General features: G+C 43.5%; 16 protein-coding genes. 4 read left to right on the forward strand and 12 right to left on the reverse strand.

The window, feature by feature from the left end; translation table 11 throughout:
- Nucleotides 1-230: 230 nt before the first annotated feature.
- Both VF500_RS19200 and VF500_RS19205 read left to right on the forward strand, forming a co-directional pair.
- Entirely contained in the window at nucleotides 231-542 is a 312-nt protein-coding gene (locus VF500_RS19200; protein ID WP_330861226.1) for a hypothetical protein, read from the forward strand.
- Nucleotides 543-748: 206 nt separating this feature from the next.
- Nucleotides 749-1078 (forward strand): hypothetical protein, encoded by a 330-nt coding sequence (locus VF500_RS19205; RefSeq protein WP_330861227.1) that lies wholly within the window; start codon nucleotides 749-751, stop codon nucleotides 1076-1078.
- A 7-nt stretch (nucleotides 1079-1085) separates the two neighbouring features.
- On the opposite strand, the gene VF500_RS19210 is transcribed toward VF500_RS19205, so the two are convergent.
- From VF500_RS19210 to VF500_RS19225, 4 genes are all read right to left on the reverse strand, one after another.
- Nucleotides 1086-2084, reverse strand: a complete 999-nt coding sequence (locus tag VF500_RS19210; protein WP_330861228.1) for an ABC transporter ATP-binding protein — start codon at nucleotides 2082-2084, stop codon at nucleotides 1086-1088.
- Between the two features lie 191 nt (nucleotides 2085-2275).
- Entirely contained in the window at nucleotides 2276-3109 is an 834-nt protein-coding gene (locus VF500_RS19215) for an outer membrane beta-barrel protein (RefSeq protein ID WP_330861229.1), read from the reverse strand.
- A 34-nt stretch (nucleotides 3110-3143) separates the two neighbouring features.
- Complete coding sequence (locus VF500_RS19220) at nucleotides 3144-3932, reverse strand: hypothetical protein (RefSeq protein WP_330861230.1); 789 nt, start codon at nucleotides 3930-3932, stop codon at nucleotides 3144-3146.
- Entirely contained in the window at nucleotides 3922-4491 is a 570-nt protein-coding gene (locus tag VF500_RS19225; protein WP_330861239.1) for a sigma-70 family RNA polymerase sigma factor, read from the reverse strand. Before VF500_RS19225 ends, VF500_RS19220 begins: the two co-directional genes overlap by 11 nt.
- A gap of 70 nt (nucleotides 4492-4561) precedes the next feature.
- Here VF500_RS19225 and VF500_RS19230 point away from each other — a divergent pair, with 70 nt between their 5' ends.
- Complete coding sequence (locus VF500_RS19230) at nucleotides 4562-5398, forward strand: hypothetical protein (protein ID WP_330861231.1); 837 nt, start codon at nucleotides 4562-4564, stop codon at nucleotides 5396-5398.
- A 78-nt stretch (nucleotides 5399-5476) separates the two neighbouring features.
- A complete protein-coding gene (locus tag VF500_RS19235; protein ID WP_330861232.1) occupies nucleotides 5477-5617 on the forward strand; it encodes a type II toxin-antitoxin system VapB family antitoxin in 141 nt (46 codons plus the stop codon).
- A gap of 2 nt (nucleotides 5618-5619) precedes the next feature.
- Here the strand turns inward: VF500_RS19235 and VF500_RS19240 are convergent, their stop codons facing one another.
- From VF500_RS19240 to VF500_RS19275, 8 genes are all read right to left on the reverse strand, one after another.
- A complete protein-coding gene (locus VF500_RS19240; protein ID WP_330861233.1) occupies nucleotides 5620-6153 on the reverse strand; it encodes a CopD family protein in 534 nt (177 codons plus the stop codon).
- A 107-nt stretch (nucleotides 6154-6260) separates the two neighbouring features.
- Entirely contained in the window at nucleotides 6261-7286 is a 1026-nt protein-coding gene (gene hemE, locus VF500_RS19245) for a uroporphyrinogen decarboxylase (RefSeq protein WP_330861234.1), read from the reverse strand.
- A gap of 144 nt (nucleotides 7287-7430) precedes the next feature.
- Nucleotides 7431-7961 carry a hypothetical protein gene (locus VF500_RS19250; RefSeq protein WP_330861235.1) on the reverse strand — a complete coding sequence of 177 codons (531 nt, stop codon included), beginning with the start codon at nucleotides 7959-7961 and terminating at the stop codon, nucleotides 7431-7433.
- Entirely contained in the window at nucleotides 7961-8668 is a 708-nt protein-coding gene (locus VF500_RS19255; RefSeq protein WP_091166941.1) for a response regulator transcription factor, read from the reverse strand. Before VF500_RS19255 ends, VF500_RS19250 begins: the two co-directional genes overlap by 1 nt.
- 14 nt (nucleotides 8669-8682) lie before the next feature.
- Entirely contained in the window at nucleotides 8683-9558 is an 876-nt protein-coding gene (locus VF500_RS19260) for a sensor histidine kinase (RefSeq protein ID WP_091212796.1), read from the reverse strand.
- A gap of 98 nt (nucleotides 9559-9656) precedes the next feature.
- Nucleotides 9657-11024 (reverse strand): glutamate-1-semialdehyde 2,1-aminomutase, encoded by a 1368-nt coding sequence (gene hemL, locus VF500_RS19265; protein WP_330861236.1) that lies wholly within the window; start codon nucleotides 11022-11024, stop codon nucleotides 9657-9659.
- Nucleotides 11025-11269: 245 nt separating this feature from the next.
- Nucleotides 11270-12241 (reverse strand): porphobilinogen synthase, encoded by a 972-nt coding sequence (gene hemB, locus VF500_RS19270; RefSeq protein WP_330861237.1) that lies wholly within the window; start codon nucleotides 12239-12241, stop codon nucleotides 11270-11272.
- Between the two features lie 88 nt (nucleotides 12242-12329).
- On the reverse strand, nucleotides 12330-12690 hold a 361-nt coding region (locus VF500_RS19275), incomplete at its 5' end, for a uroporphyrinogen-III synthase (protein WP_330861238.1).

A 12690-nucleotide genomic window follows, 5' to 3' on the forward strand; every position in this document is an offset into this window, starting at 1 on the left:
AATTTACTGCAAAACAGTTTAATTGAATTGCTTTTAAAGTGAATTGAGACAAACTGCAATCATTTGATGACAAACTACAAGGAGGAGGCTGCTCCGATAGCTTTTTGCAATTAAAAGTTTGTTCATCGCATTATAATGCTGTTTGTCGTAACCGGGAGGTAGTGTGACTATGTTGCTTTCAATCCGTTTTACAAGCGCTTAATTTTAGTTCATAAATTAAAAATAACGCCATGAAAAAGTTAATTATCACAATTTGCATCCTGGCATTTGCAGCAGCTGCAGTGCAGGCTCAGAATAAAATAGCAAATGTACACGGATTTTGGGTAGTTGAACACAACGTTAATTTACCCCGCGTGCAAACCGTTAAATTTTATAACGATAGCAATAAGCTTATTTACGAAGAAACAGTTTACAGCAAACTCAATATCAAAAAGAAAAGGACGAGACTGGCACTTGATCAGATTTTAGACAGGCTGAACGAGCGTACAGCTTATATCGAAAATAAGAACCTCGTAATGCTGAGCCTTAATTTAAGGAATTAAGATTTTTTTAAATATACGTTTAAGAAACCGGTTGCCAACGCGAGGTATGGCGCCGGTTTGTTTTTTGTAGGAAAGATTTGATGTTCAAAAGCCTAAAGTTGGCAAAAGGTGAAATGACTTCTCCACCATGTCATTGCGAGGTACGAAGCAATCGCACAAAGGCAGGTAACGGCTATTGTAGGGTTTGAACTTACATCGTCGCGCTCTTGGCCGCGCGAGGGCCAGTTACTTTTGTCGCCACAAAAGTAACCAAAAAGGCTTGCAGCAGAAAGGCTTCTTTGCGCACAACCCGCCTCGGGGGCCACCGTGCGGCCTTTGCCCTGCAAAACAAACAGAACCACGGGCTGCAATTATTTTGCCCCGATTCGCACTCTCCCCGTCTTCTGCAAAAACTTGCTATGCCCCTGCAGCCGCACACTACCTACATGTTCTGCTCGTTTTCACCCGAAGTTGATCTGCTGCGGAAAACATTTTGGAAACGAGGTATCTTCGCTTTTGGATGCTGGTATAATATCAAGAAAGGCTTTGCCTCTTAAGTAACTATTAATACTCCAGATACTTCTCCACTCTCACAGCCACAGAATCCCCCTCAACATACTTCCCTGTCTCTTCACTCAAAACCCTGAGAATAATACCTCCATGCTCGAGGATCAGATCCTCATAAAAACCTTTAAACAATACCTGCTTAACAACCCAGTTTTTTACCGCGGCTATCAGCTTTATTTTGATCTGCTCAGGATAAATAACAGCATATTCCTTCGAGATCTCGATACCGCAAAGGTGGGCTTCGGCAGCAGTAAGTACATTGCAGTTGCTCAAAAGCTGGGCTGTATAAAGATATTTAGGGTGCTTGTATAATGATTTAGGTGCTCCATGCTCTACTATTTCGCCTTTATTAAGTACGATAAGCTCATCGGCCATGGAGAGCACTTCGGCAGGATCGTGGGATACCATGATCACCGTTAAACCGGTTTCTTTAACTATTTGCCTGATATCATGCTGTAAGCCTTCCCTGAATGAAGTATCCACCTGGTTAAACGGTTCGTCGAGCAGTAATACCTGCGGATGGGTGATGATGGCCCGGGCAATAGCTACGCGCTGCTTTTCACCTCCGCTTAAGTCGGCCACACGTTTATCGGCCATGGCAAGCATGTTCAACTGCTTAAGTACCCTTTCGGTTTTTTCCTGTTTGGCTTTGAGGTTGGTTGCGGGGAGCATGGCTGCTACGTTATCCCAAACCTTGGCAAAAAGGTTAAGATCGTCTGTATGCTGTGTCACCATTTTCATGGCATCATGACCGGGGATCAGCTTTTCTTCGGGGCCCCAAATGCGTTCACCCTTAAAGTAAACCGTACCTTCATCGGGGGAAAGCAGACCATATAATAACCGGAGTAAAGTGCTTTTACCGCTTCCGCTTTCGCCTATTATAGCTGTGATCTTGCCCGGCTCAATGATCAGTCCGGTTTTTTTTACACCGGCCTGCTGTTTTCCCGGGTATATTTTACTTACTGCAACCGCCTGCAAAAAAGGAATCTCTGACATCAGGGGCAAAGATAAACGTTTGAACCATGATTCTGAACCATGATTTGCCTGATTTAAGGATTACAGGATGGGGTATGAACCATGATTTGCCTGATTTAAAGATTATGGGATAGAGCAGGTCATCTATCTATCTACTTATCTATCATGGTAATCCCTGAATCCTGAAAATCATGGTTCAGAATCATGGCTCCTTAAAAGCCAAAAGTCAATCCAAACGAGAAGTTTTTCAAGCCTTTTTGATCGGGGCTGTTCTCAAACATATCGTTGAAGTAATATTTGGCATACAGACCCATGATGCCATAACCCATGCGCACAAATACGCCTTTACGAAGTTTAGCAAAGTGGTAATCATCGTTGAATTTTTGTTTGCCATTTTCTTCGCTGATCTGTTTTACGCGGCCATTAAGTAAGATCCCAATCTCCGGACCGGCAACCAGCCTGAAATAATTTCCGCGTTCGTCTTCGTGACTGCGGTAATAAAATGAAAGGGGGATACGGAGATAGCTTGACGAAAAACGGTTTTTGCTGAAGTGGATACTATCCTGAACGTAGGTAAGCACCGGTGCGTTACGCTGTATGGTGATATCGTTACGGAGGCGGATATGTGTCCAGTCGAAGCCGCCGGATACGTAAATTTTGAATGCGCTGTTGAAGCGGTAGCCAAATTGCAGCACGTCAAAACCAAAGTTGCTCGTTTTCCACTGGCGATAGCTCAGGAACTTGTTCTTGCTTGACAAGGTAAAGCTGCCATTATCAATCAATGTAGCAAAGCCCAGATCGATCCTTGAAAAGGTTACCCCAAAGGAAAAGCCCGGGGCTTTATGTGCATGATAGGTAGTATCAGGCCCGTTACTGTTAATGTTTACCTGCGGCACATCATCGCCAAAGCCAAGTTTTACCTTAACATGCTTGTTATGTGTAGTGGTGGTATCGGTGGTATTTCTTGCAGAATCGGCAGGTGTGCTTTGAGCAAAAACAAAGCTCGCGGCAAGGCATATTGTGATGGTAAAAATAAGGCGTTTCATATGTTATGGTATATATCTATCGTTCGCTAAAATATTATTTGTCTTTCTCTTTTTTAACTTTAATAAAGCCCAGGTTTAAGCCTGTAATGGTGGCGTCATCTTCGTCGGTATTGCTAAATTCAATCACTTTGTCTTTACGTTTGTCAACTGCTGCTATCACTACGTTAAATACATCGCCAAGACTGCGGATACGGTGTTTTTTAACAGGCCTGGCAGTTGCAGGGGCAGATTGGGCTGGTGTTTGCGCTATCAATACAGGCTGTGCTTTTTCGCTGTTAATAATGGCTGATTTTGGGCTGATCCTTGTTGCTGTATCCGGGGCATCGGTTTTAACAACATGATAATCTACGGCAGGGGCATTTGCCAATAAGGGCTCATTTGCGTGAGCAGCTGCAGGTAGCTGGGCAGTAATTACGGGCTGTTGTACAGATGGTGTCAAATTGGTTTTTGTTTTATTAACGTGCGCTATATTGTTAACAGGAGCTATAACCAGATTTGCAGGCACTTTGTTTTGAGCCGGGGCCGGAGGTACCACGGGCTCAACTTTAACGGCAACGGACGGTTTTACCGTTTCATGCGTTTTAACTATCTCGGTTGAATGATGCTGGCCGCTATTCTTAACCGGTTGTTTCGGAATAAACAGGATGCCTGCGGTGATCAGCAATATAATGCCTGCTGCCGCGCTCAGCAAAGGGAATAGTGTTCTTCTGCGTTTATCGGTGTTCAATTCGGCGCTGATGCCCTGCCATACACCGGCCGATGGCTGTATCTCCAGATCATCAAGCTTTTGTTGAAACAGCCTGTCCAGTTCCTTATCCTGCATATCCATAACTTTTGCCCTCCATTTTAGCAATTTGTTCTTTCAATATTGTGCGTGCCCTTGATAGCTGCGATTTAGAGGCACCCTCGGTAATACCTACTATCTCCGCAATCTCTTTGTGCGAGTAACCTTCCAGCGCATAAAGGTTAAACACTATCCGGTAACCCGGTGCTAATTGTTGTATCATGCCCATCAGCACTTTTGCATCCAGGTTGGCCGCAGCTATGGGGTTAACAGATGGCTCATGCCCGGCTTCGTCAATCTCCACCATTTGCATCATTTTATGATGCTTGCGGTAGTATTCAATTGAACTGTGAACCATAATGCGCCTAACCCAACCCTCGAATGATCCGTCGCCCCGGTAATCATCCATTTTTTTGAAAACCCTTATAAAGCCATTCTGCAACATATCTTCGGCCTCCATGCGGTCGGTAGCATAGCGCATACATACCACCAGCATTTTTGAGGCGAACTGTTTATAAAGCAGTTCCTGAGCCTTCCGCTCGCCTGCCCGGCAGCGGTCTATCAATTGGTGAATGGTATATTTAGGTTCCAAAAACATCATTTATAAGTAAGATGGTATAGTGATGTAAATGGTTGCATGGGGATGTAAATATTTATAACTTTTACGAATGATAAATTTAAATGGAAAGCTTTATAAATTATATTACTTAGATACCTGTGCGTTAAGCGAAATGGTTAAAGACCGTTCCGGTTTTGGAAGCAATTTGTTAAACTTAGTATTTTCAGATGGCATCATCGCGGTTTCGCCCTACTCTCTTTGGGAATTAAAGTCTTCAATGGTTTATACGGACGTAATAGATGTGATAACTTCATTACATACAGTTCTTTTGAAGCCGGAAGGTATAATTGTAAAAGATGAAAATCAGCTATTAAATCAAACGATAGAATTTATTAACCCTATATTAATTGAGTTATTGGCAATTCCCAATAAGAAGTTAGGATTGGATATTCTTAGTTTATTGGATAAACATATAACTGATGCGGGAAATGAAATATTCAAGATGAATAGAAATGAAACCTTTAAAATAATCAGTTCAAAGCCTTCCAATATATTCTCAAGAGAACAATTAAAATCAAAGTCTACGTTTGAGTTTAGTGTAAAACTTATTGCCTATCAAATAGCTGCTGAAAACTTGCTTCCAGAACTGAATTATTATAATCAGATAAAAAAGGAATTTCCGGTTGACCAATTTCCTTCTTTAATGGCAACTTCATATATCCACCACTATAAATATTTACAAAAAAATAGAAAAGGAGAGGAAAGTGATGTTATAGATATTTTAATGGGTGCTTTATACCCGTATGTAGATGTTGTCATTACAGAGGCTTTTCAATGCGAGATTGTAAAACAGATTAAGAGGAAACACAATTTCTTAAATAATTTAGAAGTAGTATCAATTAAGCAAATTCGATTAGAGCAATACAATGATATTCTTGGGAATTAATAAATCTGATATAGGCATAACATCCATATATTGAGCTAACTTTAAGAAAAGGCTTTTCTTAAATAAACTAAATAGTTAATGAAAATAGTAATCGAAGAAATCTTAATTGCAAAGGCTCAAAGAATAAGCGGAATTAAATCAAAAAAAGAAGTTATCGAAAATGCGTTAGAATTATATATTCGGCTGAAGAGTCAGAAACCATTGCGGGTAGATCAATAGAATTACTTCTTCTCCCTATACCGCTTATAGATCTTCACGGCAATCATCAATATCACCCCTAAAGAAACTATCCCAACTACACCGAATACCCAGCTCAAAGCATCCTTTTTTACAGCAAGAAAAACGATGGCGAAAAGAAAAATGGTAGCGAGCTCATTCCAGAGGCGTAGCTGGCTGGAGGTCCATTTGAAAACACCTTGGCGCATTTGCTTGATCTTGGATTCGCAAATGTGATGATAACCCACCAGGCCTAATACAAAAGCTAATTTGATATGCAGCCAGGGCATTTTTAACCATACAGGGCTTAAGTATAGCATAGTACAACCCGCCAGTATGGTGATTAACATGGATGGCTTGGCTATTACGTTCCACAGCCTGCTTTCCATGATCTCAAACTGTTTGGAAAGTATGGTACGTTCAGGTTCGGGTTTATCCTGTGCCTCGGTGTGATAGATAAATAAGCGCACAATATAAAACAGCCCCGCCATCCAGCAGACTACAAAAATGATGTGTATGGCGAGAACGTATTGGTACATACCGTAAGTTCATGTCATTGCGAGGAACGAAGCAATCGCGAACTTTACAGAGTGACTTGCATAGTTCGCGATTGCCGCGCTATCGCTCGCAATGACATACTGTTTTTTTAGTTCCTGTATTCTTTTATCACTTCCACCGCGTACTTCACATTATCAAACGGGATATCAGGCATAATGCCGTGACCCAGGTTAAAGATGAAGCCGTTTTCGCCCTTCATACGGTCGAACAAACGATAGATGCGTTCTTTAATTACTTTTTTATCGGCATAAAGAATATGCGGATCAAGGTTGCCTTGTACCGCTATGCCCGCCGGTAAGCGTTTTTTGATATCTAACAGATCAACATTCCAGTCTATCGAAATTACATCCGGTTTAGCCTCGGCCATCAGCGGCGCGAAAACCGAGCTGCCTTTACAGAACGAGATCACCGGGATATCTTTACGGTTCAGTTTGCTGATGATCTCGGCAATATAACGATGGCTAAATTCTTTATAATCATCCCACGCCAAAGCCTGCGCCCAGCTATCGAAGATCTGTACGGCGTTTACACCCGCAGCAATCTGCATGTTCAGGTAATCGGCCGTAACGGTAGCTATTTTTGATAACAGCTGATGTGCCATTTCGGGCTCATTGTGTAGCATCAGTTTGGTGCGCTTGAAATCTTTTGATGATCCGCCTTCAACCAGGTAACTCATTACCGTGAACGGTGCGCCTGCAAAACCGATCAGCGGAATGCGGCCGGCAAGACGTTGCTGAATTACTTTGATGGCATCGCCAACGTATTGCAGTTTATCCAATACATCAGTTTGTAATGCATCAATATCTGCTTGCGTACGTATCGGATTGGCAAACAGCGGACCAACACCTGCGTTAAAGCTCAGATCGCCGCCCATTGCTTCGCCGGTTACTAGGATATCTGAAAACAGGATAGCGCCGTCGATGCCTAACAGGTCGACAGGCAGCATGGTAACATCGGCAGCAATCTCCGGTGTTTTACACATTTCAAGGAACGAGTATTTGTTTTTAATTTCCCAATACTCTTTCATAAAGCGGCCCGCCTGCCTCATCATCCAAACCGGTGGGCGTTCTGTTTGCTCCGAAAATGCCGCTTTTATTAATAACGAATCTCTCATATTTTATATTAGAAGCAAGAAATCAAGAGTCAGGATGCAAGAAGAAAAGTTTCCTTTCCTCATCTTGTTTCTTGCCTCTTGCCGTCTTGCCTCTCTTTTCTTATTTTCTTGAATCCTGACTCTTGCTGTCTTGATTCTTACTTCTTACTGTCTTGTATCTTTCTTTAATTCCTGCTGAAGTCGGTTGATCACTTCCCTCATTTTGGCAGTTATTTTTTCCTTATGCTGCTCGGTTAATTGCAGGTAGGCCTTGGCTTTTTCAAAATTACCACGCCTGATACTGATATTGGCCACGCTAACCAGTGCGGCTACATGATCATTAACCGAACGTAAGGGATATTGTGCCGCTATTTCATAGTGCATTTCTGCCCCTTCAAAATCCTGTTTTTGCAGACATAAGCCGCCGTATATAAATTCATAATATCCCCGGCGGTTTTTGCTGAGCCATTCGGGTTTCATGATCTCGTTTAACGAGGCAGCGGTTTTATCATAATCCTTTACATGAAAATGTTTGGATGCTACAACTAACGTGCCCTGCCTGAAATAATCCCAGATGAGCAGGATGATCATCATTATTGCTACTGCTGCAAGCTCATAAATACGGAAATACACCAGTACACCTAACGACAGCAGAAAAATAAACGCAATGAATATACGTGTCCTGTTACTGAACATTAATGCTGGTTATCGGTAAATTTATAGCCTACACCACGGATAGAGTGAAAATAAACCGGGTTTTTAGGATCTGGTTCAAAATACTTACGGAAGGTTAGGATGAAGTTATCGATAGTACGGGTTGACGGGTAAACGTCATAGTTCCAAACGGTTTCCAGGATCTGCTCGCGTGATACGGCGTCGTTACGGCGCTCTATCAGCAATTTAAGCAGCATGGTTTCCTTTTTGGTAAGCGCGGTAATTGAGCCGTCTTCATTAACCAGTTCAAACGAGTTAAAGTGGATGGTTTTATCGCCTATTTTGTAGCTGTTAAACTCTTTCAGGTCTTCACCTTTCAGGCTGCGTTTTACCAGGTTGTTCACCCTTAAAATAAGCTCTTCAAGGTTAAAAGGCTTGGTAAGGTAATCATCCGCACCTTTCTTTAAGCCCGAGATCTTGTCCTCATTGGTGTTTTTGGCCGTAAGGAACATGATAGGTACTTCGGTATTTTCAAGCCTGATGGTTTCGGCAACAACGAAGCCGTCAATTTCGGGCATCATTACGTCCAATATCACCAGGTTAAAGCGTTCTTCCTTAAACAGCTGTAAAGCTTTTTTGCCGTTTTTAGCCGGAGAAACCTTGTAGCCTTCCAGCTCAAGGTTAAGCTTAATTGCTTCTAACAAATGCTCTTCGTCTTCGGCCAATAAAATTCTTTTTTTGTTTGGCATATTCATGTTTTAATTTAGGTTAATCCAAATGTAACTTCAAAAATACTGCCAGCGGGGCGGTTATCCTTAACCCTGATGCTGGCCTGGTGTTTATCCAACACCTCCTTAACAATGTAAAGGCCCAGTCCGGTGCCTTTGGTGTTACGGGTTTCTTCGCTGCCTACTCGGTAAAAGCGCTCAAAAATGCGGGTCTTTTCCTCGTCGGCAATGCCGATGCCATGATCGGCTACCTGTAAATAAACTTTATCGTCTTTTGAGAATAGTTTTACCCCAACCGATGAGCAGGGACTTGAATATTTTACAGCGTTCTCGATCAAATTGGTCACTACCGATGTCAGTGCAAACTTATCACCTACTATCTCCACCTTTGGCTCTATCTCGGCCTCAATGATCTGCTGGTTGCAATCGCATTTAGAGATCTGCAGGCGGTTAACAATGCTGTCAACCAAAACCGAAAGGTTAAAACTGGCCTTAGGAAAGCTGTATGAACGGTTTTCGATTTTTGATGCCAATAACATATTCTCAACCATATCATCCAAACGTTCTACATCATTCAATGATTTCTCAATAAAATCAAGAAGCTGTTCTTTTGTCAGATGACGTTTCTGAATAGTTTGCAGCAGGATCTTGATAGATGCCAGCGGCGATTTCAGCTCATGCGTTACCGAAAGCAGGAAGTTCTTTTTTTGTTCCTGCAGACGGCGCTCTTTATTGAAAGAGCGATGCAGGTTAATAGCGCCAATCAAAAATACGGCTACAAACATAGCCCCTTCGCCCAGGATCATGCCGGTACGACGCGGTTGCAGCGTAACCAGCATATAGCCCCACCATACCAGTTCGGCAACGGCATAGGTGATGAGCGCGTAAAAAATAACAAATGACTTCTTCATATCAGTTGGCAGTTATCAGTTTTCAGTTGGCAGTAGTTTGTCAGTTTGCAATGTGTTTATATTAAACTGCAAACTGCCCGCTGGCAACTGCAAACTGGCTACTTAGAATTAAACACCAGATCTAAACTATCAAATATAGCACGTTTTGTTTTCTCCAGGTCGATCTTGGTGTGGGCCGATGATATAAAGCCAACCTCATAACCCGACGGACCTAAATAAATGCCCCTGTTCAGCAACTCGCGGTGGAATTTTTTGAATTTTTCCATGCTTGATGCATCAATATCTTCGGCTTTACGAATATACTCTTTATCTGTAAAAGCAAACCAAAATATGGAGCCTATGCCAAACACCTTAAATTTGTAATTGCGGGCAGTGGCAAAACGCTGGATAGCTTCTACGAACTCTTCTGTTTTATTGTTCAGGTCGCGGTAAAAGCCCATACGTAAAAGCTCGCTAAGCTGGGCAATACCGGCACCCATAGCAACAGGGTTACCTGATAAGGTACCTGCCTGGTAAACCGAACCCTCGGGCGATATATTGCTCATGATAGTTGCTGATGAGCCGTAAGCACCAACCGGCATACCGCCGCCAATAATTTTACCGTAAGTAATGATGTCTGGTTTGATCTGGTAATAACCGGCCGCACCTTCAAAGCCTACACGGAAACCGGAGATCACCTCGTCAAATATCAGCATGGTGCCGTTTTGGGTACAGATGTCGCGCAGGTATTGCAGGTATTCTTTTTCCTGTAATAGCAAACCGTTGTTGGCCGGCACCGGCTCAATGATCACAGCGGCAATCTGATCTTTAAATTCTTCGAAAGCTTTGGCAAGCGCCTCCTTATCATTCAGTGCCACCACGATGGTTTCGTCGGCGACTGATTTGGGTACACCAGCCGATGAGGTTTCACCAAAAGTAACCAGGCCCGAACCTGCTTTTACCAGCAGGGCATCGGCATGACCGTGATAGCAACCTTCAAATTTCAGAATTTTATCGCGTTTGGTATAACCCCTTGCCAACCTGATGGCCGACATTACAGCCTCGGTGCCAGAGCTAACAAAGCGGATCTTTTCAATAAACTTATTGTTTTTCAGGATCAGCTCGGCCAACTCATTTTCCAATGCGGTAGGTGCTCCGAAGCTCATGCCGTGTTGCATTACCTCGATAACCTTTTCCCTTACCTTGGTATTGTTGTGGCCGAGGATAAGTGGTCCCCATGAGCAGCAGTAGTCGATAAACTCGTTGCCATCAGCATCCCAGATATGGCTGCCATCGCCTTTTTGAATGAACAGCGGCGTACCGTAAACTGATTTGAAAGCCCTTACCGGCGAGTTAACCCCACCCGGGAAAAACGTTTGCGCCTTAGCATACAATTCGGCCGATTTTTCACGACTGATATCGGGCTTGCCCGTAGTATTTACCGGTTCATCCTCTGCTGAAAACATCTTTTTTATTGAATCGAACATTTTTTGTTGAAATTCTAAATTCTTATTTTATTTAACCGTCATTGCGAGGTACGAAGCAATCCCCGATTTGCAGTTCCGCCCTGCACAGTTCGCGATTGCTTCGTGCCTCGCAATGACATGGTGTAGATCCAGACTTACGAAGTTTTTAAAACTTCCTAAGTCTTAAACCGTTTTGTCCCTCGCAATGACGGTTGTTTTATATTTTGGTTTTCCTAATCTCTAATCTCCAACCTCTAATCACTACCCTACAACCACTTATTCTCCAAAACCTCCTTGGCATGATAGGTTAAAATAGCAGTTGCACCGGCCCGGCGAATGCTGGTAAGCACCTCGGTAATGGCGCGCTGCTCATTTAACCAGCCGCGTTGTATGGCAGCTTTGATCATGGCATATTCGCCGCTTACATTGTATGCAGCGACCGGTAGTTCGGTTTTATCTTTTATCAGTTTAATAACGTCAAGGTAGGGCAGGGCTGGTTTCACCATCAGGAAATCTGCGCCTTCCAGCTCATCCAGTTCGGCCTCAATCAGGGCTTCGCGTTGATTGGCCGGGTTCATCTGGTAGGTTTTTTTATCGCCAAATTTGGGTGCCGAGTTTAATGCATCCCTGAACGGGCCATAAAACGCACTGGCATACTTGGCCGAGTACGACATGATAGACACATTGGTAAAGCCATTATCATCAAGTACATTGCGGATATAACCCACACGGCCGTCCATCATGTCCGATGGAGCGATGATATCAGCTCCCGATTGTGCATGAGCCAGGGCCATTTTGCCCAAAACATCAAGCGTTTCGTCGTTGAGGATCATACCGTTTTCCACAATACCGTCGTGGCCGTCGCTGCTGTAAGGGTCCATAGCTACATCGGTGATAACGCAGGCTTCCGGGAAGTTCTTTTTTACCTCGCGGATAGCGCGCAGGTACAAACTTTCATCGCGGTAGCTTTCGGTAGCAAATTTATCCTTCAGTTCTTCGGCAATATTAGGGAACAGGTCAAAAGAGTTTAAGCCCAGTTTAAGGCAGCTTTCAATCTCGCGCAGCAAGTTATCGATAGAATAACGGAAAATGCCCGGCATTGATACCACTTCACTTTTCTGGTTTACGCCATCAATAATAAACAGCGGGAAAATCAGGTTAGCAGCGCTAACATGCGTTTCCTGCACCATCTGGCGTATCACTTCACTTTTGCGGTTCCTTCTTGGTCGTTGTAACATATGCCCCCCAACCCCCTAAAGGGGGAGTTTTAAATTTCTTTATATAATAATTAGCCTCCATCACTCCCCCTTTAGGGGGCCGGGGGGCTTATAGTCCAAACACTGCCTCTGCCAGCCCAACTTCGTCGGGTGAGTAGGGGAGCGTGTATTTTACACCCATTTCATCAAATTTTTTGCCGGTTGATTTGCCGATCGCCACTACCTTTTGGTATGGGTCAAGCAGGTTATCGGCAAAATAAGCCTCTACGTTTGATGGGCTGGTAAATACCATCACATCAGCGCCGCTGGCTTCTACATCTTCTTCCAGCACAGTTTCGTAAACAGGCAGGTCGATGATCTTGGTATCGGCGGACAGGCCTTGTTGTATGCTCCTCATCGGGCTTTCGGCACCGGGGAACAGTACTATCTTACCGTTAGCCAGTTTGGCAAATTCTTCAGCTACTTCGGCA

The organism is Mucilaginibacter sp. (genome assembly GCF_036383575.1).
Lineage (GTDB): Bacteria > Bacteroidota > Bacteroidia > Sphingobacteriales > Sphingobacteriaceae > Mucilaginibacter.

What these genes read in the sequence shown, in the direction of transcription:
- VF500_RS19200 (WP_330861226.1), top strand. Translation starts at nt 231, where the DNA reads ATGAAAAAGTTAATTATCACAATTTGCATCCTGGCATTTGCAGCAGCT.
- VF500_RS19210 (WP_330861228.1), bottom strand. Translation starts at nt 2,084, where the DNA reads ATGTCAGAGATTCCTTTTTTGCAGGCGGTTGCAGTAAGTAAAATATAC.
- VF500_RS19215 (WP_330861229.1), bottom strand. Translation starts at nt 3,109, where the DNA reads ATGAAACGCCTTATTTTTACCATCACAATATGCCTTGCCGCGAGCTTT.
- VF500_RS19220 (WP_330861230.1), bottom strand. Translation starts at nt 3,932, where the DNA reads ATGCAGGATAAGGAACTGGACAGGCTGTTTCAACAAAAGCTTGATGAT.
- VF500_RS19225 (WP_330861239.1), bottom strand. Translation starts at nt 4,491, where the DNA reads ATGTTTTTGGAACCTAAATATACCATTCACCAATTGATAGACCGCTGC.
- VF500_RS19230 (WP_330861231.1), top strand. Translation starts at nt 4,562, where the DNA reads ATGATAAATTTAAATGGAAAGCTTTATAAATTATATTACTTAGATACC.
- VF500_RS19235 (WP_330861232.1), top strand. Translation starts at nt 5,477, where the DNA reads ATGAAAATAGTAATCGAAGAAATCTTAATTGCAAAGGCTCAAAGAATA.
- VF500_RS19240 (WP_330861233.1), bottom strand. Translation starts at nt 6,153, where the DNA reads ATGTACCAATACGTTCTCGCCATACACATCATTTTTGTAGTCTGCTGG.
- hemE (WP_330861234.1), bottom strand. Translation starts at nt 7,286, where the DNA reads ATGAGAGATTCGTTATTAATAAAAGCGGCATTTTCGGAGCAAACAGAA.
- VF500_RS19250 (WP_330861235.1), bottom strand. Translation starts at nt 7,961, where the DNA reads ATGTTCAGTAACAGGACACGTATATTCATTGCGTTTATTTTTCTGCTG.
- VF500_RS19255 (WP_091166941.1), bottom strand. Translation starts at nt 8,668, where the DNA reads ATGCCAAACAAAAAAAGAATTTTATTGGCCGAAGACGAAGAGCATTTG.
- VF500_RS19260 (WP_091212796.1), bottom strand. Translation starts at nt 9,558, where the DNA reads ATGAAGAAGTCATTTGTTATTTTTTACGCGCTCATCACCTATGCCGTT.
- hemL (WP_330861236.1), bottom strand. Translation starts at nt 11,024, where the DNA reads ATGTTCGATTCAATAAAAAAGATGTTTTCAGCAGAGGATGAACCGGTA.
- hemB (WP_330861237.1), bottom strand. Translation starts at nt 12,241, where the DNA reads ATGTTACAACGACCAAGAAGGAACCGCAAAAGTGAAGTGATACGCCAG.